This is a genomic window from Pseudomonas sp. GD03858 (genome assembly GCF_029840925.1).
GTDB lineage: Bacteria > Pseudomonadota > Gammaproteobacteria > Pseudomonadales > Pseudomonadaceae > Aquipseudomonas.
Map to the genome: position 1 here is coordinate 15,364 of NZ_JAOCDM010000046.1, position 20,972 is coordinate 36,335.

19 protein-coding genes and 1 tRNA gene are annotated in these 20,972 nt (G+C 63.8%); 14 read left to right on the forward strand and 6 right to left on the reverse strand.

The window, feature by feature from the left end:
* Nucleotides 1-247: 247 nt before the first annotated feature.
* Both N5D48_RS13930 and N5D48_RS13935 read right to left on the reverse strand, forming a co-directional pair.
* A complete protein-coding gene (locus N5D48_RS13930) occupies nt 248-2,368 on the reverse strand; it encodes a methyl-accepting chemotaxis protein (protein ID WP_279885107.1) in 2,121 nt (706 codons plus the stop codon).
* Nucleotides 2,369-2,424: 56 nt separating this feature from the next.
* Nucleotides 2,425-3,777, reverse strand: coding sequence for an APC family permease (locus N5D48_RS13935; RefSeq protein WP_279885110.1), 1,353 nt, complete (start codon nt 3,775-3,777; stop codon nt 2,425-2,427).
* A 561-nt stretch (nt 3,778-4,338) separates the two neighbouring features.
* On the opposite strand from N5D48_RS13935, the gene N5D48_RS13940 reads away from it, so the two are divergent.
* Both N5D48_RS13940 and nadA read left to right on the forward strand, forming a co-directional pair.
* Nucleotides 4,339-5,853, forward strand: a complete 1,515-nt coding sequence (locus N5D48_RS13940; protein WP_279885112.1) for a YdgA family protein — start codon at nt 4,339-4,341, stop codon at nt 5,851-5,853.
* Nucleotides 5,854-6,133: 280 nt separating this feature from the next.
* Nucleotides 6,134-7,192, forward strand: coding sequence for a quinolinate synthase NadA (gene nadA, locus N5D48_RS13945; RefSeq protein ID WP_279885115.1), 1,059 nt, complete (start codon nt 6,134-6,136; stop codon nt 7,190-7,192).
* A gap of 166 nt (nt 7,193-7,358) precedes the next feature.
* On the opposite strand, the gene N5D48_RS13950 is transcribed toward nadA, so the two are convergent.
* Entirely contained in the window at nt 7,359-8,795 is a 1,437-nt protein-coding gene (locus tag N5D48_RS13950; protein WP_279885117.1) for a M48 family metalloprotease, read from the reverse strand.
* Between the two features lie 106 nt (nt 8,796-8,901).
* Here N5D48_RS13950 and N5D48_RS13955 point away from each other — a divergent pair, with 106 nt between their 5' ends.
* Nucleotides 8,902-9,141: a sulfurtransferase TusA family protein gene (locus tag N5D48_RS13955; RefSeq protein ID WP_011535136.1), complete on the forward strand. Its 240-nt coding sequence runs from the start codon at nt 8,902-8,904 to the stop codon at nt 9,139-9,141.
* 20 nt (nt 9,142-9,161) lie between these two features.
* Nucleotides 9,162-10,232, forward strand: a complete 1,071-nt coding sequence (locus N5D48_RS13960) for an AI-2E family transporter (protein WP_279885120.1) — start codon at nt 9,162-9,164, stop codon at nt 10,230-10,232.
* Nucleotides 10,233-10,346: 114 nt separating this feature from the next.
* On the opposite strand, the gene N5D48_RS13965 is transcribed toward N5D48_RS13960, so the two are convergent.
* Both N5D48_RS13965 and N5D48_RS13970 read right to left on the reverse strand, forming a co-directional pair.
* A complete protein-coding gene (locus tag N5D48_RS13965; protein WP_279885122.1) occupies nt 10,347-10,820 on the reverse strand; it encodes a peroxiredoxin in 474 nt (157 codons plus the stop codon).
* 10 nt (nt 10,821-10,830) lie between these two features.
* Nucleotides 10,831-11,391, reverse strand: a complete 561-nt coding sequence (locus N5D48_RS13970) for a glycine cleavage system protein R (protein ID WP_028692994.1) — start codon at nt 11,389-11,391, stop codon at nt 10,831-10,833.
* Nucleotides 11,392-11,651: 260 nt separating this feature from the next.
* Between N5D48_RS13970 and dapA the strand changes: the two genes are divergently transcribed.
* The 9 genes from dapA (at nt 11,652) to mqo (ending at nt 19,264) form a co-directional block, all read left to right on the forward strand.
* Nucleotides 11,652-12,539, forward strand: coding sequence for a 4-hydroxy-tetrahydrodipicolinate synthase (dapA, locus tag N5D48_RS13975; RefSeq protein WP_279885125.1), 888 nt, complete (start codon nt 11,652-11,654; stop codon nt 12,537-12,539).
* Nucleotides 12,540-12,556: 17 nt separating this feature from the next.
* Nucleotides 12,557-13,672 (forward strand): outer membrane protein assembly factor BamC, encoded by a 1,116-nt coding sequence (bamC, locus tag N5D48_RS13980; protein ID WP_279885126.1) that lies wholly within the window; start codon nt 12,557-12,559, stop codon nt 13,670-13,672.
* Nucleotides 13,673-14,431 carry an MBL fold metallo-hydrolase gene (locus N5D48_RS13985; RefSeq protein WP_279885128.1) on the forward strand — a complete coding sequence of 253 codons (759 nt, stop codon included), beginning with the start codon at nt 13,673-13,675 and terminating at the stop codon, nt 14,429-14,431.
* A 29-nt stretch (nt 14,432-14,460) separates the two neighbouring features.
* Nucleotides 14,461-15,171 (forward strand): phosphoribosylaminoimidazolesuccinocarboxamide synthase, encoded by a 711-nt coding sequence (purC, locus tag N5D48_RS13990; protein ID WP_004375217.1) that lies wholly within the window; start codon nt 14,461-14,463, stop codon nt 15,169-15,171.
* A gap of 91 nt (nt 15,172-15,262) precedes the next feature.
* Nucleotides 15,263-15,352: transfer RNA gene (locus tag N5D48_RS13995), tRNA-Ser, on the forward strand.
* A 229-nt stretch (nt 15,353-15,581) separates the two neighbouring features.
* A complete protein-coding gene (locus N5D48_RS14000) occupies nt 15,582-16,061 on the forward strand; it encodes a hypothetical protein (RefSeq protein ID WP_279885133.1) in 480 nt (159 codons plus the stop codon).
* Nucleotides 16,062-16,072: 11 nt separating this feature from the next.
* Entirely contained in the window at nt 16,073-16,315 is a 243-nt protein-coding gene (locus N5D48_RS14005) for a hypothetical protein (RefSeq protein WP_279885136.1), read from the forward strand.
* A 794-nt stretch (nt 16,316-17,109) separates the two neighbouring features.
* A complete protein-coding gene (locus N5D48_RS14010) occupies nt 17,110-17,301 on the forward strand; it encodes a DUF4223 family protein (RefSeq protein WP_023630554.1) in 192 nt (63 codons plus the stop codon).
* 325 nt (nt 17,302-17,626) lie between these two features.
* The gene (gene mqo, locus N5D48_RS14015; protein WP_279885138.1) at nt 17,627-19,264 is read left to right on the forward strand and encodes a malate dehydrogenase (quinone); all 1,638 of its coding nucleotides are present in this window, start codon (nt 17,627-17,629) and stop codon (nt 19,262-19,264) included.
* A gap of 191 nt (nt 19,265-19,455) precedes the next feature.
* Here mqo and N5D48_RS14020 read toward each other — a convergent pair whose 3' ends face one another.
* Nucleotides 19,456-19,791, reverse strand: a complete 336-nt coding sequence (locus N5D48_RS14020; protein WP_279885141.1) for a helix-turn-helix domain-containing protein — start codon at nt 19,789-19,791, stop codon at nt 19,456-19,458.
* A gap of 45 nt (nt 19,792-19,836) precedes the next feature.
* Between N5D48_RS14020 and N5D48_RS14025 the strand changes: the two genes are divergently transcribed.
* Nucleotides 19,837-20,928, forward strand: a complete 1,092-nt coding sequence (locus N5D48_RS14025) for an NADH:flavin oxidoreductase/NADH oxidase (RefSeq protein WP_279885144.1) — start codon at nt 19,837-19,839, stop codon at nt 20,926-20,928.
* Nucleotides 20,929-20,972 lie beyond the last annotated feature (44 nt).

Sequence of the window (20,972 nt, forward strand, 5' to 3'; positions counted from 1 at the left end):
CCTGGGCCCCAGCGCTTGACGGGCATCCATGCCCGTCACCTCCCTCCGCAAGGCCTGCGTTCGGCCTCCTGAAGTCGCGAAGTTACGGGCGGCGCCTGGGCTGGCGCAGCTGACGCTAGTTGATAGTGAGGTTGAACATGCGATTGCCAAGATCAAGATCAAGATCAAGATCAAGATCAAGATCAAGATCAAGATCAAGATCAAGATCAAGATCAAGATCAAGATCAAGATCAAGATCAAGACATGGTTAGACTCGGAACTGCTCCATCAACACCTGCTGCTGGTTGGCCAGCCGATTAAGTGCCTGGCTGATCCGCGCCGATTCATCGGCCTGCCCGGACAGCGACTCCGTCACATCACGGATCCCCGCCACGTTGCGGTTGACCTCCTCGGCCACGGCGCTCTGCTCCTCGGCAGCCGAGGCGATCTGCAGGTTCATGTCGGTAATCACCGCCACCGCCTCGCCGATGCGCTGCAGCGCCGGCAAGGTCTGCTCCATCTGCGCCGCACTGTCCTGGGCCTGACGCTGGCCGGCATGCATGGCGCCAACCACGTCCTGAGTACCTTGCTGCAGACCTTCGATGACCTGGCGAATCTCTTCTACCGAGACCTGCGTGCGCTGAGCCAGGTTGCGCACCTCGTCGGCCACCACCGCGAAACCACGCCCGGCCTCGCCAGCCCGGGCCGCCTCGATCGCGGCATTGAGCGCCAGCAGATTGGTCTGCTCGGCGATGGCACGGATCACCTCGAGCACCGAGCCGATCTGCTCGCCACGGCTCTCCAGGGCGCGCGCCTCATCCATCGCCGCGTCCATGCCGCCGGCCAGTTGGTCGATCGCCGTGCGGGTCGCCGCCACCAGGGCCAGGCCATCGCGGGTCGCCTGGTCGGCACCCCGCGCCGCCTGGGCTGCCTGGGCGGCGTTGTGGGCTACATCGTGCGCGGTGGCGCTCATCTCGTTGGCGGCGGTGGCCACCTGCTCGATCTCTCGATGCTGCTGCTGCATGCCGTCGCTGGTCTGGCTGGCGATCAGCGCCGACTGATCGGCGGTGCCACGGGCCTCCTGCAGCGAACCCTTGAGCTGGGCGATCACCGGTTGCAGCTTGTCGAGGAAACGGTTGAACCAGCCCGTCAGTTGGCCCAGTTCATCGTCACGGGCGTAGTCCAGGCGCCGGGTCAGGTCGCCCTCGCCACTGGCGATGTCCTCCAGGCGCGCGGCCACGGCGAGAATCGGCCGGGTCACGCCGCGTGCGGTCAGCCACACCAGTAGCAGGCCCAGCACTGCGGCGCCCAGGCCGATCAACAGGCTGGTGAGGTTGGCGCTTTGGTTCTGGCCGTCCAGCCTCTGGTTGAGGGCGACGGCGGGCGCCTGCAAGACCTGCTCGGGCAGCTCCAGCAAGACCTGCCATGGCGCCGCGCCGGGAATCGGCGCGAAGGGGCGGGAAATGCGCATGGTGCCGTCGTCCAGGCGCTCGAGTGCCTGGCCTGCGCGCAGCGGGGCACCCAGACCGCTGGCGCCGAACGCCTGCTCCACGGTCTTGCTCAACTGGCTGGCGTCCTGGCTATGTCCGGCCAGCAATCCCGACGGGCTGACGATGCTGACCTGGCCCTGGCCATCGAACAGTTCCTGACGCCCGGCCAGGCTCAGCTGCTGCAGGTTGTCCAGGCCGATGTCCAGGCCGACCACGCCGACCACCTTGCCGTTTTCCAGCAGTGGCAGGGCGATGCTGGTCATCAGCACCTGGTGGCCATTGACCTCGTCGAAGTAAGGATCGAGCACGCAGGCCTTGGCGGTTTCCAGTGGGCAGGTCAGCCAGCGGTTGTAGGGCGAACCATTGGCGCCGATGCTGGTGTCGGCGAGCATCGATTCGGGCATCGCCTCGCTTTCGAGGGCGCCGGTGCTCGGCTGCGACCAGTACAGGGAGAAGCGCCCGCTGTCGTTGCTGCCGCGCTCGGCCTGGCCCGCGAAATGCGCATCCTGCTGATCCAGGGCGTTGGGCTGGAACACCAGGTACAGGCCGATCAGGTCGGCGTTGCCGCCCAGGGCGGTGCGAGCTTCGCGGGTCAGCTCGTCGCGCAGCTGCGCGCCTCCGCGGGCCTTGAGCGCCTGCACCAGGCGGGCGAAACCGTTGCCGTACTGGTAGGCATCCATGAAGTAGCGCTGGATGCGCAGGGCCTGGGTTTCGCCCTGGGCCTGCAGGCGCAGGCGGGCGCTCCGGTCGAGCAGCGCGGTGTTGGCCTGGAACACTTGCTCGGCACTGTGCCGGGCCTGGGTCAGCGAGGTGGTGACCAACAGGGCGACGATGGCCAGTAGGCACAGGCCGGCGAGCAGGGTGATCTTCCACTGGATGGAGAGACTTCGCTGCGACATGGGCGTTTCCTTCTCGGGCAAACAGGACGCCCGCGGTCAGGCGGGCGTCGGCGGGGTTAGTCGGCGATGCAGTTCGGTGGCGCGATCCTGAAGGCCTTGGTCAACCAGGCCAGGTAGAACACCCCCAGCAGGGCCCAGGCGCCGCCGAACAACAGCGAGTGCTGGTTCAGGTCCAGCCATAGCGAGACGATGATGCAGAAGCCTATCGTCGGCAGCACCAGATACTTGAGGTTGTTCGTCAGGCCCTTGTTCTGCCTTTCGCGCAGGTAGCAGTGGTTGATCACCGACAGGTTGACGAAGCTGAACGCCACCAGCGCGCCGAAGTTGATCACCGAGGTGGCGGTGACCAGGTCGAAGAAGATCGCCGACAGCGAGATCAGGCCGACCACGACGATGTTCAGCACCGGGGTCTTGTAGCGCGGGTGCAGGCGGGCGAACACGCCGGCCGGGATCACATTGTCGCGCCCCATCACGTACAGCAAGCGCGACACGCTGGTCTGCGAGGCCAGGCCCGAGGCGATGGTGTTGATCACCGTGCAGGCGATGAACACCGACTGGAACAGCTTGCCGCCGACATACAGGGCGATTTCCGGCAGGGCCGCCTCCTGGTCATGGAAGCGCGCCATGGTCGGGAAGTAGGCCTGGATGAAGTACGACACCAGGATGAACACCGCGCCGCCGATCAGCGCGGTGAGGAAGATCGCCCGTGGGATGGTCTTGCCCGGGTCGCGGGTTTCCTCCGACAGGCACGTCACCGCGTCGAAGCCCAGGAACGAGAAGCACAGGATGGTCGCGCCGGCGGCCAGGGCGGCGAACTGGGTCTGCTCATCGGCGAAAGGCACCAGGCTCCAGGCCGTGCCCAGGCCCTCGCCATGGTCCAGGCCACGCCAGCACAGATAGATGAACACGGCGATGATCGCCACCTGCACGGCCACGAACAGCAGGTTGAAATGCGCCACCAGGTTGACGCTGCGCATGTTGATCAGGCTGATCAGGGCGACGAAGCCGACCACCCACACCCAGGCCGGTACCTCGGGGAACATCGCCGACAGGTACAGCTTGGCCAGCAGCGCGTTGACCATGGGCAGCAGCAGGTAGTCCAGCAGCGACGACCAGCCCACCAGGAAACCCACGTGCGGGTTGATGGCGCGCTGGGTATAGGTGTACGCCGAGCCCGACTGCGGGAAGCGTCGCACCAGGGTGCCATAGCTCACGGCGGTGAACAGGATGCCGGCCAGGGCCAGGATGTAGGCGCTGGGTACGTGCCCGGCGGTGATGCCGGAGACGATGCCGAAGGTGTCGAACACGGTCATCGGGGTGAGATAGGCCAAGCCGATGATCACCACGTGCCAGAGGCGCAGGGACTTGTGGAACTGGGCATTGCCGGAGGCGCTGTGATCAGGCTGCATGCGGGCGATGCTCCTGGATCAGGACGGCGGGCACGGCGTGGCGCGGGCGCGACAGGGGCGAGCGGGTGGGCTCCATGTTGTTCACCTTTTATGTTGGAGCTGCGAAGTGCGCGGTTGGGCGCTGGTGTCAGGGCTGGCAGGGCCGAAGCGAGGAAGGCGGCGCGTGGGGGCTGGGTCGGACAGGCATGATGGCGGCGCGTTTTTCTTCTTCGTGGCGTGGGCGCATGCAAGGTGGGAGAGATAGAAAACGATGGTCAAATGAGTGTCAAGTTAAACATGACAAGGTGTTCGGTGTTTGAGTGAAAAGTCGGTTTTTATGGCTGTTATGCAGTGCTTATGGCCGATTTGTCGGCGTATTTTTCGATTTTTGTGTTCGTAAAAATTTACGATGGAGACCATCCAAATGAAAGGTTGCAAGGTTTAGGACAGACACCTCCAAGCGCAGAATATCTCGACGAATACGCCGCATGGCCTTAGGGGCAATGGTATTCTTGGCGCCTTGCGCGCCGACCTCCGCGGTTCGCGCTCTCGCCCCTCTACGGACAGCAATCGGTTCTATTCATGAAGAAATCAGTAGGCATCCTCTCCGGCCTGGCCGTCGCCATCGCCGTCGCAACCACCGCTGGCGCCTGGTACACCGGCAAGCAACTGCCCGCCGAGCTCGAACGCTCCATCGCCCGAGGCAACGAAGAGCTGAAGAAGGCCATGGTCGGCAACGGTGGCAGCATGACCATCGAACTGGTCTCGCTGGAACAGCGTTTCTTCACCAGCACCGCGCACTACCGCTTCAAGGTCGAGAACGTGCAGGTCGGCGAAGCCGAGAAACTGAACTTCGAGGTGGGCGCGACCGACCAGATCGAGCACGGTCCGTTTCCCTGGTCGCGGGTCAAGGCGTTCAAGCTGATGCCAGTGCTGGCCACCAGCAACAGCACGCTGGACAAGGATGACTTCACCGCCGCCTGGTTCGCCGCGGCGGGCGACAAGCCGCCGGTCACCAGCCAGGTCAGCCTGGGCTACGACGGCAGCGTCGACAGCGATATCCGCCTGGCGCCGGTCACGCTCAAGGAGGATGGCGCCAACGTCCTGGACTTCTCCGGCCTGCAACTGCAGCTGCGTGGCGATCGCGATGGCAAGGCGGTGGAGATTCACAGCAACGCCGAGCGCCTGGAACTGAGCTTCGTCGACGAGCAGCAGACGCCGGTGAAGATCCTGCTCAACGGCTTCAAGGCGGGCGGCAAGCTCAGCGAGACCGGCCATGACATGGTCTACGTCGGCAACTTCGATCTGGCCCTGGCCAACACCCAGGCCACCTTTGGCCCCAAGCAGGAAACCCTGGTGCTCAAGGGCCTGCAACAGAACAACCTGTACAACGCCGAGGGCGAGGCCAAGGACAAGCTGGCCGGACGCCTGGAATACAAGGTCGACGACATCAGCTACGCCGGGCGCAAGGTCGGCAGCGCCGAGATGGTGCTGACCATGAAGTCCATCGACATCCCGGCCATGCAGGCCTTGATGGAGTGGTACCAGACGCGCATGCCGGAAATCCAGCAGGCCGCCGCCCAGGGCGAGGCCGTGCCGTCGCTTGACATGACGCCCGAAGAACAGGCCAAGGTGCAGGGCGACCTGCAGCGACTGCTGGTGGCCAAGCCCCAGGTGGCGGTGGAAAAGCTGGCGTTCAAGACCGCCAATGGCGTGAGCCAGTTCGACCTGGCGATGGACTTCGCCAATCCGACCTCCTTCGACCTGCCGGCGGACCAGTTGGGCAAGCAACTGGTCACGCAACTCAAGGCCAAGCTCAGCGTCTCCAAGCCGATGGTCGCCGACCTGGCTACCCTGCAGGCGCTGCTCGATGGCGAAACCGATGCCCAGGCCATCGCCCAGCAGTCCAGCCAGGCCGGCGAGATGGTCGGCATGATGGCGCTGCAGAGCGGCATGGCCACGGTGCAGGGCAGTGACGTGGTGTCGAGCCTGCACTATGCCGATGGCATGGTCGACTTCAACGGCAAGAAAATGACCGTCGAAGAGTTCGCCATGCTGATCAGCGGCCACCTGGCGGCACTCCAGCCGCAGGGTTGATTGCTGGCTCGCGGTCCCTTTCGCGGGGCAAGCCCGCTCCCACGAAGTCGCCATGACTTGGATGGTTTCGTGGGAGCGGGCTTGCCCCGCGACTGCATTGGGGTGGCCAACGTAAAAACCCCTTTTGCATCCCTCCGATTGCCTGTAGCCTTCGCGTCCGATAAGAATCCGCGCCCGCAGAGGGGTCGAGACGCTGGCCGTCCGGCACCATTAGCCGATCTGCCAGGGCCGGGTGATACACTCGACTGACGCGCCCAGGCGCCCCGCAGGTCCAGCGATCATGACCCAGATTTCCGAACGCCTGTTGGTTCAGGCCCACCTCGATGCCAAGCAGCCCCATCCGCTGACGCCCGAGCAGGAGGCCGATTACCGTGCGGCCATCGCCGCCGAGCTGAAGAAGCAGAATGCCGTGCTGGTGGCCCACTACTATTGCGACCCAGTGATCCAGGCCCTGGCCGAGGAAACCGGTGGCTGCGTCTCCGACTCGCTGGAGATGGCGCGCTTCGGCAAGAACCACCCGGCCGAGACGGTGGTGGTGGCGGGGGTGCGCTTCATGGGCGAGACCGCGAAGATCCTGACCCCGGAAAAGCGCGTGCTGATGCCGACCCTGGAGGCGACCTGCTCCCTTGACCTGGGCTGCCCGGTGGAGGCGTTCTCGGCCTTCTGCGACCAGCATCCTGAACGCACCGTGGTGGTCTACGCCAATACCTCCGCCGCAGTGAAGGCGCGCGCGGACTGGGTGGTGACCTCCAGCTGCGCGCTGGAGATCGTCGAAAGCCTGATGGACAACGGCGAGACCATCATCTGGGGCCCGGACCAGCACCTGGGCCGCTACATTCAGAAGCAGACCGGTGCCGACATGCTGCTGTGGGACGGTGCCTGCATCGTCCACGAAGAGTTCAAGTCGCGCCAGCTGGCCGACATGAAGGCGCTGTATCCGGATGCGGCGATCCTGGTCCACCCGGAGTCGCCGGAGGCGGTGATCGAGCTGGCCGATGCGGTGGGCTCCACCAGCCAGCTGATCAAGGCGGCGCAGACCCTGCCGAACAAGACCTTCATCGTCGCCACCGACCGCGGCATCTTCTACAAGATGCAGCAGCTGTGCCCGGACAAAGAGTTCGTCGAAGCGCCGACCGCCGGCAATGGCGCGGCGTGCCGCAGTTGCGCGCACTGTCCGTGGATGGCCATGAATACCCTGGAGCGGGTGCTCGATTGCCTGCGTCAAGGCAGCAACGAGATCTTCGTCGAGCCTGCGCTGATTCCCAAGGCGCTCAAGCCGCTCAACCGCATGCTGGATTTCACCCAGGCGGCGCGCTTGAAGTTGTCGGGCAACGCCTGACGCAAGGTGAGCATCACCCTGTAGGAGCGGCCTTGCCGGGGCGCCGGACCGGCCGGAAAGGGCCGCGAAGCGGCCCCTGTTTTCCGCGTGAACCTGAACATCCTGGGGCCGCTGTGCGGCCCTTTCGCGACACAAGGCCGCTCCTACAGCGCGATCAGTGCCAGGCCTAGCGCCCCATCATCTCCTTGACCATCCGCTGCTGCTCCATGATCTCGCGCTGGCGCTGGTCGATCTGCGCGGCCAGCGGGAAGTTGCTGCCGGCGCGGCGCTTGGCGTAGTCGAGCTGCTGGATCGCCTGGTCGAAATCGCCGACCAGGGTGAAGTATTCGGCGCGGGCGCGGTGCAGGCCGATGGTGTTGCCCGACAGGCCGCGAACTTCGGCGACGTCGTACCACACGTCCGGGTCATCCGGGCGGTTCTTGACCAGGTCATCCAGCACTTTCTCCGCTTCGGCCGGCTTGCCTTGCTTGACCAGCAGGTCCGCGCGCACCTGCTTGAGCGGGTAGTTGCCCGGGTACAACCCCTGCATGCGCTGGGCGCGCTGCTGGGCGTCGGCCAGGCGGTTGTTGGTGATGTCCAGGTCGATCTGCGCCAGGTTGTAGGTAATGTCGTTGGGCGCCTTGGCCAGCAGCGGCTTGAGGTTCTCCCGCGCTTCGTTGAGCTGGCCACCCTTGATCTGCGCCAGGGCCAGGCCGTAGCGCGCGGCGTCCATCTGTGGATTCTCGTCGAGCTGGGCGCGGAAGCGCTTGGCGGCCAGGCCCGGGGTGCCTTCATAGGTGAGCTGTACCCGTGCACGAATCAGCTGGTAACGCAGGCTGTCCTCGACGCCCCCCTTGGGCGCCTGCTCGGCACGGTTACGGGTATCGGCTACCCGCGACTCGGTCACCGGGTGGGTAAGGAGGAATTCCGGCGGCTTGGCGTCATAGCGGTACTGGCGCGCCAGGCGTTCGAACATGCTGGGCATGTTGCGTGGGTCGTAACCGGCTTTTTCCAGGTTCAGGATACCGATACGGTCGGCTTCCTGTTCGTTCTGTCGGGAGAAGCGTCGCTGCTCCTGGATCGCCGCCGCCTGGGTGCCGGCAATCACACCGATGCCGGCATCGCCACCACCGCCGGCGGCCAGGACGATACCTGCAAGCAGTGCGGCCATCATGGGCAACTGCATCCGCTGCTGGGCTTCGACGCCACGGGCGAAGTGGCGCTGCGACAAGTGCGCCAGTTCGTGGGCCAGGACCGAGGCGTACTCGCCTTCGGTCTGTGCATTGAGGAACAGGCCGCCGTTGACCCCGACAATGCCACCAGGCGCGGCAAAGGCGTTGAGTTCCTTGCTGTCGATGAGGATGAACTCCAGGCGCCGGTCCTGCAGTTGGCTGGTCTCTGCCAACTTGTACACGCTGGTTTCGACGAAGTCCTTGAGCTGCGGGTCGTTCAGCTGGTTGACCTGGCCACGCAACAGGCTCAGCCAGGCGCGACCGAGCTGGTGTTCCTGTTGCGGCGAGACGATCGCGGAGCTGGCGTCGCCCAGTGACGGCAGGTCGTCGGCGTGGCCGGGAAGGGCCATCAGGCAGGCCAGCGTCAACAGGGTAGGGCGCAGTAGATTCATGCAGAAGCTCGCGTCGATCAAAAGCCTTACTGTAGCCGGGTCGCGCGATGCCGACCAGTGGCGGTATCCTACCGGTCTTTTCCGCCCCGCCCTGGAGATGCGCCCGATGAGTGACACCCCGACCTGCGACGCCGAACTCGACGCCAGCGGGCTGAACTGCCCGTTGCCGCTGCTCAAGGCGAAGATGGAACTCAATCGCCTGGCCAGCGGCGCGGTGCTCAAGGTGATCGCCACCGATGCCGGTTCCCAGCGCGACTTCCGCACTTTCGCCCAGCTCGCCGGTCATACGCTGCTGCGCGAAACGGCCGAGGCCGGCGTGTATACCTACTGGCTGCGCAAGGCCTGAGTCTTTTCCAAGGATCGTCAATGTTCAAAGTGCTTCGCGACTGGATGCAGCGCTACTTCTCCGACGAGGAGGCGGTGGTGCTGGCGGTCCTGCTGTTCCTGGCCTTCACGGTGGTACTGACCCTGGGCGGCATGCTCGCGCCGGTGCTGGCCGGCATGGTCCTGGCGTTTCTCATGCAGGGCCTGGTCAATGCCCTGGAGCGCCTCCGGGTGCCGACCCGGGTCGCGGTATGGCTGGTGTTCGCCTTGTTCATGGGCGCGCTGGCGGTGTTCCTGCTGGTACTGGTGCCGCTGCTCTGGCATCAGTTGATCACCTTGTTCAACGAGTTGCCGGGCATGCTCGGCAAGTGGCAGTCGTTGCTGCTCCTGCTACCGGAGCGCTACCCGCATCTGGTGTCGGACGAACAGGTGCTGCGCGCCATCGAGTCGGTGCGCGGTGAGATCGGCAAGTTCGGCCAGTGGGCGCTGACCTTCTCGCTGTCGAGCCTGCCGCTGCTGGTCAACGCCATGATCTACCTGGTGCTGGTGCCGATCCTGGTGTTCTTCTTCCTCAAGGACCGCGAGCTGATCGGTCGCTGGGTCAGCGGCTATCTGCCGCGCCAGCGCAGCCTGCTCAACCGGGTAGGCGACGAGATGAACCGGCAGATCGCCAACTATATTCGCGGCAAGGGCATCGAGATCCTGATCTGCGGGATCGCCACCTATATCGCCTTCATCAGCCTGGGGCTCAACTATGCGGCCTTGCTGGCGCTGCTGGTGGGGCTGTCGGTGGTGGTGCCGTATGTCGGCGCGGTGGTGGTGACGGTGCCGGTGACGCTGATCGCGCTGTTCCAGTGGGGCTGGGGCGACCAGTTCATCTACCTGATGGCGGTGTACGCGATCATCCAGGCGCTCGATGGCAACGTGCTGGTGCCGTTGCTGTTCTCCGAGGCGGTGAGCCTGCACCCGGTGGCGATCATCTGCGCGGTGCTGCTGTTCGGCGGGCTGTGGGGGTTCTGGGGGATCTTCTTCGCGATCCCGCTGGCGACGCTGTTCAAGGCGGTGCTGGATGCCTGGCCACGGCAGGACAGGTCTGTGGCGCCGATGCTGTAGTTTTGGGGCTGCTTTGCAGCCCTATCGCGACACAAGGCCGCTCCTACAGGGATCGCGTTCCCCTGTAGGAGCGGCCTTGTGTCGCGAATGGGGCGCAAAGCGCCCCCAGCGCCCTCAAGCCTTGTTAAGGTTTTGCGCCGCCGCCAACACCGCATCCACATGCCCCGGCACCTTCACCCCACGCCATTCCTGGCGCAGCACACCGTCCTTGTCGATCAGGAAGGTGCTGCGGTCCACGCCCAAGTACTCCTTGCCATACAGCTTCTTCAGCTTGATCACGTCGAACAGCTGGCACAGCGCCTCGTCCTTGTCGCTGATCAGCTCGAAGGTGAAGCCCTGCTTGGCCTTGAAGTTCTCATGGGACTTGATGCCATCGCGCGACACACCGAACACCACGGTGTTGGCGGCCTGGAACGCCGCATGCTGGTCACGGAAGCCCTGGCCTTCGGTGGTGCAGCCCGGGGTGCTGTCCTTGGGATAGAAGTACAGCACCACCTGCTGGCCCTTGAGTTCGGCGAGGCTGACGGCCTGGCCGCTGGTGGCCTGGGCCTGGAAATCGGCGACGGGTTGGTCGAGTGCTACGGCCATGGGAGCTTCCTTACATAGGGTTCTGTGGGCGCCACGGTTCGATCAGCGCGTCCAGGTTCAGGGCGTCGGCGAAGTCGAGGAACTGATCGCGCAGCCAGCTGATCTGGGTGCCGGCCGGCAGGATCACGGTGAACTGGGCGTTGAGCATGCTGCTGCCGGTCTGCGGCGCGAGGTAGGTGTCGCAGGTCATCGCTTCGAGCTCGACGCGGTGGTCGAGGAAGAACTGGCACAGCTCGTTGATGATGTCCGGGCGATAGGCGGCGCTGACGTAGGCCACATAGGGCAGAGCCTGCGGGCGCACTTCCTGGTCGGCGCTGCGCACCACGTCCAGGGTCAGGCCGTGCTTCTTGCCCAGGCCCGGCAGCGTGGCTTCGAGGCGGGCCAGGGCATCCCAGCTGCCGCCGACCTGCAGCACCAGGGCGCTGGTCTCGCCGTGGCGCGACAGGCGCGAGGTGACCACCGCGCAGCGGTTGTCGAAGGCCGCGCGGCTGAGAACGTTGGCCAGCTCCATGGGGTTGGGGCCCAGGGCGCTGATGACGAGGAATTGTTCGCGAACGGTGGGGGTGGACATGCAGCATTCCTAAAGCGATGAGCGGTCGGTGCAGGACGGGGGCAAGCCTCCTTTGTCAGCAGGGCCCTGGCCGGTTTTGGCGGCTGTGGACGCAGGCCGGGAGCACTGTCGACGGCCCGGCGGGCCGGACTGCACCGATCAAAGGATCAAGGGTAGCGAAAACCGGCGCGAAGGGGAATGCTCCGCCCGCCTGCTTCGCTTGTGCAAGGCCGATGGCGCCAGTACCATTACCGCTCTCTTTTTCCGGCAGGAGCAGTTTCATGATTGCGGGCAGTATGGTGGCATTGGTCACACCCATGGATGCACAAGGGCGTCTGGACTGGGACAGCCTCGACAAGCTTGTAGACTTCCATCTGGAAAAGGGTACCCATGCGATCGTCGCTGTCGGCACCACCGGTGAATCCGCGACCCTGGATGTCGAGGAGCACATCCTGGTGATCAAGCACGTGGTCGAGCGGGTCAAGCACAGCAAGAAGCGCATCCCGGTGATCGCCGGTACCGGTGCCAACTCCACTGCCGAAGCCGTGCACCTGACCAAGAACGCCAAGAATGCCGGCGCCGACGCCTGCCTGCTGGTAGTCCCGTACTACAACAAGCCGACCCAGGAAGGCCTGTACCAGCACTTCAAGCACATCGCCGAAGCCGTCGACATCCCGCAGATCCTCTACAACGTGCCTGGCCGCACCTCCTGCGACATGCAGGCCGATACCGTGATCCGCCTGTCGACGGTCAAGAACATCATCGGCATCAAGGAAGCCACCGGCGACCTGGTCCGTGCCAAGGCCATCCTGGACGGCGTCGACAAGGACTTCATCGTCCTGTCCGGCGACGATCCGACTGCCGTCGAGCTGATCCTGATGGGCGGCAAGGGCAACATCTCCGTCACGGCCAACGTCGCCCCGCGCGAAATGGCCGACCTGTGCGAGGCCGCCCTTGAGGGCAATGCCGAGAAGGCCCGCGCGATCAACGAAAAACTCATGCCGCTGCACAAGGACCTGTTCTGCGAAGCCAACCCGATTCCGGTGAAGTGGGCGCTGGTGGAAATGGGCCTGATGCAGCAGGGCATCCGCCTGCCGCTGACCTGGCTGAGCGAAGGCTGTCACGAAAAAGTCCGTACTGCCTTGCGCCAGTCCGGCGTACTGGTTTAATCGAGGAAGTACACCGCATGAAGCGACTGGCTGGTCTTTCCGCTCTCGCCCTGATCATTTCCAGCACCAGTGGGTGCGGCTGGCTGTGGGGCGAGGATGGCTATTTCCGCGACCGCGGCAGCGATTACCTGCAGGCGCACCCGACCGCGCCAATGCAGCTGCCGCCGGACGCCAGCAACGTCAAACGCCTGGACCCGCTGCTGCCGATCCCGCGCAACGTGGCCGACGATCGCGCCACTGGCGAGTTCGAGGTACCCCGTCCGCAGCCACTGTCGGCCAGCGCCGACGTCAGCGACTACACCTTGCAGCGCAGCGGCAGCAGCCGTTGGGTGCTGGCCCAGCATGCGCCGGCCGAAGTCTGGCCGGTGGCCCGCCAGTTCTTCGAGGACAACGGTTTCCGTATCGCCGAAGAGCGCCCGCAGACCGGCGAATTCAACACCACCTGGCAGCGCTTCGACGAACTGTCGGCCTCCCTCGGCCAGCGTCTGGCCAGTGCCTCCAGCAGCCCGGACAGCGAAGTCCGTGTGCGGGTGCGCATGGAGCCCGGCGTGCAGCGCAACACCTCCGAGGTGTATGTGGTCACGGTCGAGCGTCCGGCCGGCAGCAGCGCCGAGCCTGATTTCCCATCCAGCGCCAGCAACAGCGGCGCCGATGCGCTGCTGGTCGACGAGATGCTGGCCAGCATGAACCGCAGCGCCGAGAAGGGCGGTTCGGTATCCCTGCTCGCCGCTCGCGATTTCGATGCCCCGAGCCAGGTCAGTCTGAGCGAGGACGGCAGCGGCAACCCGGTGCTGTACCTCGGTTCCGACCTGGATCGCGCCTGGTCCGGCGTCGGCCGCGCCCTGGAACAGGGCGAGTGGCGCGTCGAGGACATCAACCGCAGCCTGGGCCTGTACTACATCAACCTGTCCGAGAAGCCTGACGACAAGCAGAAGGAGCCTGGCTTCTTCAGTCGCCTGTTCGGTAGCGAGCCGTCCAAGGAAGAGCGTGAAGCCCGTGCTGAACGCTACCAGGTACGCCTGAGCAAGGTTGGCGAGAACGTCCAGGTGACCGTCGAGAAGAACATCAACACCGTGGCCCCGGCCGATGTGGCCCGCCGCGTGCTGAGCGCGATCCAGGACCGTCTGGGCTAAGTGCGCTTCGCGGTTCTCGGAAGCGGCAGCCAGGGAAACGGCACGCTCATCGCCAGTGGTGACACCTTCATCCTGGTCGACTGCGGCTTTTCCCTGCGCGAGACCGAGCGGCGCCTGGCGCTGCTCGGGGTGTCGGCCACGCAACTGAGCGCGGTGCTGGTGACCCATGAACATGCCGACCACGTGCATGGGGTGGGGTTGCTGTCGCGCCGCTACAATGTACCGGTCTACCTCAGCCAGGGTACCTTGCGCGGGCTGCGCAAGCCGGTTGAAGTGGCCGGTTTCATCGGTTGTGGCGACGTGCTGCGCATCGGCGAGCTGGAGGTCAGTGCCTCGCGGGTCGAGCATGACGCCTACGAGCCGTTGCAGTATGTGATCAGCGATGGTCGCCGCCGCTTTGGCATGCTGACCGACCTGGGCAGCTACGACAGCCATCTGTTGGCGCGTTACCAGGATCTGGATGCGTTGCTGATCGAGGCCAACCACTGCCGCGACCTGCTGGCCCGTGGGCACTACCCGCGCTTTCTCAAGCTGCGGGTCGGCGGCAGCCAGGGACATTTGAACAACCACCAGGCCGCGAGCCTGGTGGCCGAGTTGGGCTGGCAACGCCTGCAGCACCTGGTGCTGGCCCACCTCAGCAGCAAGAACAACCTGCCACACCTGGCCCGCCAGTGCTTTGTCGACGCCCTCGGGTGCGACCCGGACTGGCTCCAGGTGGCCAACCAAGATCAAGGGCTCGACTGGCGCCAGATCGCCTAGCCCACCTACTCAAGCAAGCGGAGCCCATCATGGAAAAACGCGACGAACTCTACCGCGGCAAGGCCAAATCGGTTTACAAAACTGACGACGCCGACCGCTTGATCCTGCTGTTCCGTAACGACACCTCGGCGTTCGACGGCAAGCGCATCGAACAACTCGACCGCAAGGGCATGGTGAACAACAAGTTCAATGCCTTCATCATGCAGAAGCTCGAAGAAGCCGGCGTGCCGACCCAGTTCGACAAGCTGCTGGGCGACAACGAGTGCCTGGTGAAGAAGCTCGACATGATCCCGGTCGAGTGCGTGGTGCGCAACTATGCCGCCGGCAGCCTGGTCAAGCGCCTGGGCGTGGAGGAGGGCATCAAGCTGGAGCCGTCCACCTTCGAGCTGTTCCTGAAGAACGACGAGAAGGGCGACCCCTTCATTAACGAATCCCACGTTGTCGCTTTCGGCTGGGGTACCGCCGAACAGCTGGCCGAGATGAAGAAGCTGTCGCTGAAGGTCAACGAAGTGCTGAGCAAGCTGTTCGATGACGCGGGCCTCTTGCTGGTCGACTTCAAGCTGGAGTTCGGCGTGTTCCACGGCCAGATCGTCCTGGGCGACGAGTTCAGCCCGGACGGCTGCCGCCTGTGGGACAAGGAAACCCGCAAGAAGATGGACAAGGACCGCTTCCGCCAGGGTCTGGGCGACGTGATCGAAGCCTACGAAGAAGTCGCCAAGCGCCTGGGCGTGCCGCTGTAAGCGGCGCGTTCACGCAAGCGCCTGATACCACGCGAATTTTTTTCAAAAAAGGTTTGCCAGAAACGAAATCGCTGGTATGATGCGCGCCATTGGAGAGATGCCGGAGTGGTCGAACGGGACGGATTCGAAATCCGTTGTACTGGCAACAGTACCTAGGGTTCAAATCCCTATCTCTCCGCCATACATGAGAAAGCCCCGAGATGAAAGTCTCGGGGCTTTTTTCATTGCCCCTCATTTTTTTGCAGCGGCTTCGCCAATAGCCGGCATTGGCGTCTGGGCATCAAGCGCGCAAAGAACTGGAGGCAGCAGGAAACCGCTAGCGTCATCCGCTGCTGGCAACCTGCCACGATTTGCAGCCGCATCACGCGTCGTAGAGAATCGCGACCTTTGTTTGCGTAAGGATGCGTGCAATGAAGTTCGAAGGGACTTTCCAATACATGGGCAACCACGGGATCGTCTTCAACGTCTCGCAGATCACCCTGACCGACAGCGAGCGCGGGCGCCTGCGCGAGCTGCATTTCGGCGAAGCGAGAAGCGCCCATTACGAGGTCAACAGCAAGGTTGTCGAGACGTACGACAGGATGTTGGCCAAGGGGCTTCCCTGTGTGATGAAGATCGGCATCTCCAAGCCGCTGACCCGCCAGCAGGGCGATACCCTCAATGCCCAGCGCACCAAGGTTGCCAACCTCGCCGCCTCGGCGTTCGCCGCTGCCACCAGTTCTGTAGCATCGCCCTACGTTGGTGTGCCGGTGGGCGCTGGGGTACGTGCTTATGCCAATGACGTCCTGCCCACCTATCATGCCGGCGATGTGCTGGTCAGCATCGAGGCGCAGGTCAATGGCGGCATCGGGCCGCAGCACACCACCTCGACCCTGATTATCAAGACCTGAGGGAGGCGTCTGTGTCCGAAATTATCTATGCGGTCATCGCCCTGGTGCTTTACGGCCTGCTGGATCGGTTTCTCAGGCCTTACCCGCTGCGCAAGTGGCTTGGGGTGGCGTTGGTGGTGATCGGTGTTGGCGGTTGCATCGTTGTCAGCCAGGCCCGTTTGTTCGGGTTGGACTTGGGATTGCTGTCGGTGCTTGCCACGGGGGTGGGCGTGGGCCTGTTCGTGAGGCGGCGACGATTCGAACAGGTTGGTTGATGCGATAAAGATCCTTGCCGGTATCTTGGCTGAGGTTTTTCGAGGTGTTCGACGTTAGCGTTGCAGCGCCTTTCAGATCGAGCGCCGCCCGCGCGGCGCATCGCGACGCAAGGCCGCTCCTACATCTGTTTCGGGCCAGTCAATCCTGTGCCATTACCTCGTCCGCCTTGTTGGTCCGACGCGGTTTCAGTGTGGGCACCACTGGCGCCTCACCTGTCTCAAGACAGGCACCAAGGCGGGCAACCATGGCCTGACAGGTTCGGCACGTTGCAACAAATGTAGGAGCGGCCTTGCGTCGCGATGCGCCGCGCGGGCGGCGCTCGATTTGGTAGGCGCTGCAAGGGGCGCGGCGGACACCTGGTGGCCTTCACTCGGTCAATCGCTCTCGCGCCCAAAGATCTTGAAATGCAGGCATCCTGGCTAAAAGCCCCATAGTTCGCGTTACGGGGCTTTCTGCATTAAACAGCAGGGCCATTCGTTCAAGGCTTTTGCGATTCTTGGGTATGAACGCTCCAGTTCAAGAACGCCGGGGTCGCTTTGCGACCCTTTCGCGACACAAGGCCGCTCCTACAGGGTGCGCGGTAGCCTGTAGGAAGGGGGCGATCTGCGCGAACTACGCCAACCTGTAACGTTTTAGCAAGTAGTTCAATACGCTTAGTTACCGTGCCGACAACTTGTTAGTTGACCCCCGTCAACGAGTGCAACTGTACTAACGCCTTTCGCTCACACCCCCTTTTCCCGTATGATCCGCGCGCCATCAGTGTGATGGTGGATCATGGATTATAAGGATTGTTATGAAAAAGCTGATCAAAGCTACTGTCGCTGTTGCTGTCGTTTCGGGCGTTGCCCTGCTGTCCGGCTGCACCGGCCAGGTCTACAACCAGCCTAAGAACTGCTCGTACGACTACCTGTTCCACCCATCGGTTTCCATCTCCAAGATCATCGGCGGCTGCGGCCCGATCGATAAACTGCCTCAGCAGCAGTAATCTTGGAAATACCCTGATCGGGTCGCTCGCGGCCTGATCCAAGACCCCCGGCCATGGATGTGGCCGGGGGTTTTTGTTTTTAGGGCGTGGTGGCTTGTCGCGTGGCAACCTGTCGTCTTGACGCCCCGGCCCGCGTTTGTTTGTGCTGGCAATTCGGTTACAATCCGTAAATCGTTTCAGCCTTGTCGGTCAATCCGACCAAAGGCTGGCACGTCCAATGTCTCTCTGGCTGCTGAACAATGATCACAACAAGCCTGCGCTGAAGAACATGGAAATCCGGGCCAGCCACAGGCCCACCCTCCGTTCTACTGACTGGAATCGATCAATGTTCAAGAAAGCTGGCAAGACCTTGCTGGGTCTGGCAGTCGCGGCGAGCTTCATGCAAGCGCATGCCGAAGACACCAAGAAAGTCGACGTGCTGCTGGTCGGCGGCGGCATCATGAGTTCCACCCTGGCGGTCTGGCTCAACGAGCTGGAGCCGACCTGGTCGATGGAAATGGTCGAGCGCCTGGATGGCGTCGCCGAAGAGAGCTCCAACGGCTGGAACAACGCCGGTACCGGCCACTCCGCGCTGGCCGAGCTGAACTACACCCCGCTGGACAAAGATGGCAAGGTCAACATCACCAAGGCCATCGAGATCAACGAGTCGTTCCAGATCTCCCGCCAGTTCTGGGCCTGGCAGGTACGCCAGGGCGTGCTGAAGAACCCGCACTCGTTCATCAACACCACCCCGCACATGAGCTTCGTCTGGGGCGATGACAACATCAAGTTCCTGAAACAGCGCTACGACGCCCTGCAGGCCAGCCCGCTGTTCCGTTCGATGCAGTACTCGGAAGACCACGCGCAGATCGCCAAGTGGGTCCCGCTGATGATGGAAGGCCGCGATCCAAGCCAGAAGCTGGCCGTGACCTGGAGCCCGATCGGCACCGACGTCAACTTCGGTGAGATCACCCGTCAGTTCGTCGGTCACCTGAAGACCAAAGAGAACTTCGACCTGAAGCTGTCCAGCGAAGTGCAGGACATCACCCGCAACGAAGACGGCTCCTGGCACGTCGAGTACAAGAACCTGAAGGATGGCACCGAGCACGCCACCGACGCCAAGTTCCTGTTCATCGGCGCCGGCGGCGGCGCGCTGAAGCTGCTGCAGAAGTCGGGCATTCCGGAAGCCAAGGAATACGCAGGCTTCCCGGTGGGCGGTTCGTTCCTGGTGACCGAGAACCCGACCGTTGCCATGCAGCACATGGCCAAGGCCTACGGCATCGCCTCGACCGGCGCGCCACCCATGTCGGTTCCGCACCTGGATACCCGCGTGCTGGACGGCAAGCGCGTGATCCTGTTCGGGCCATTCGCCACCTTCTCGACCAAGTTCCTGAAGAACGGCTCGTACCTGGACCTGCTGAGCAGCACCACCACCCACAACGTCTGGCCGATGGCCCGTGTCGGCATCGACCAGTACCCGCTGGTCGAGTACCTCGCCGGCCAGCTGATGCAGTCCGACGACGACCGTTTCGCCGCCCTGCAGACCTACTTCCCGAACGCCAAGAAGGAAGACTGGAAACTGTGGCAGGCCGGTCAGCGCGTGCAGATCATCAAGCGTGACGCCGACAAGGGCGGCGTGCTGAAGCTGGGCACCGAGGTCGTGGCTTCCGAAGACCGTACCATCGCCGGCCTGCTGGGCGCCTCGCCAGGTGCCTCGACCGCCGCGCCGATCATGCTCAACGTGCTGGAAACCGTGTTCAAGGAGAAGGTCGCCACTCCTGAGTGGCAGGCCCGGATCAAGGAGATCGTCCCGAGCTACGGTACCAAGCTGAACGATTCGGCCGCCGCCACCCAGAAAGAGTGGGACTACACCGCCGAAGTCCTGCAGCTGGAGAAGCCGCCGGTGATCGACCAGAGCGTCAAGACCACCGTGGCGCCAGCCGCACCGGTCGAGAGCAAGCCTGCGAACGACATGGCGCTGTAAGGCCCCTGCTTGCCGGGCTTGCCCGGCAACACCGACCACGAGGATCGCCCCTGGCGGCCTCGTGGTTTTTTTGTGCCTGCCAAAGATTGCCCAGCCCGTCGGGCCCGCACTGTCCTCTGTGGGAGCGGGTTTATCGGACCGCTCCCACAGGATCCTCGCTGTCTCAGGTACTGCAGGATCTTTCGACAGGCTCAACGCTGCTCGAGAATGCTGCCCAGCAACCCCGGAAAGCGGCTTTCGAGCGCGTCGCCGCGCAGCGAGTTCATGTGCGTGGTGCCGACGTTGCGGGTGTACACCAGCCCGGAATCACGCAATACGCGAAAGTGATGGGACATGCTGGACTTGGGTCGGCCACCGTCCAGTTCGCCGCAGCTGGCCTCGGCGACGCCCGCCAGGTGGCGCACGATTTCCATGCGCACAGGGTCGCTCAGGGCATAGAGCAGGCGCTCCAGCGTCAGGTCTTCGGGATTGGGGTGGGTATAGGCTCGCATGGACGACATGATAACGGGGGTTTCACAAATTGCCATAGTTCGAATATGATCGAACAATCGTAAACGTCCTGGAGTCTCGTCATGGCTGCATTGTTCGAACCCTATACCCTCAAAGACGTCACCCTGCGCAACCGCATCGCCATTCCGCCGATGTGCCAGTACATGGCCGAAGACGGCCTGATCAACGACTGGCACCATGTCCACCTGGCCGGCCTGGCCCGTGGCGGTGCCGGACTGGTGGTGGTCGAGGCCACCGCCGTTTCGCCGGAAGGGCGCATCACCCCCGGCTGCGCGGGCATCTGGAACGACGCCCAGGCCCAGGCCTTCGTGCCGGTGGTCAAGGCAATCAAGGCCGCAGGTTCCGTGCCGGGCATCCAGATCGCCCACGCCGGTCGCAAGGCCAGCGCCAACCGTCCCTGGGAAGGTGACGACCATATCGCCGCCGACGATGCCCGTGGCTGGGACACCATCGCCCCGTCCGCCATCGCCTTCGGCGGCAACCTGCCGAAAGTGCCGAAGGCCATGACCCTGGACGATATCGCCCGGGTCAAGCAGGACTTCGTCGATGCCGCGCGCCGTGCCCGCGATGCCGGCTTCGAGTGGATCGAGCTGCACTTTGCCCATGGTTACCTGGGCCAGAGCTTCTTCTCCGAGCACTCCAACCAGCGTACCGACGCCTATGGCGGCAGCTTCGACAACCGTACGCGCTTCCTGCTGGAAACCCTGGCTGCAGTACGTGAGGTGTGGCCGGAGAACCTGCCGCTGACCGCTCGCTTTGGCGTGGTGGAATACGATGGCCGTGACGAGCAGACCCTGCAGGAGTCCATCGAACTGGCCCGTCGCTTCAAGGCTGGCGGCCTCGATCTGCTGAGTGTCAGCGTCGGCTTCACCATTCCCCAGACCAACATCCCGTGGGGCCCGGCGTTCCTGGGGCCGATCGCCGAGCGGGTGCGCCGCGAAGCGAAGCTGCCGGTGACCTCGGCCTGGGGCTTTGGCACGCCGGAGTTGGCCGAGGGCGCTTTGCAGGCCAACCAGCTCGACCTGGTGTCGGTGGGACGTGCGCACCTGGCTGATCCGCACTGGCCGTATGCTGCTGCCAAGGCACTGGGCGTGGACAAGGCGGCGTGGACGCTGCCGGCGCCTTATGCGCACTGGCTTGAGCGGTATCGCTGAGTGAGGCTGGGGCTGCTCTCATGAGGCAAGACCTAATTCTTTGA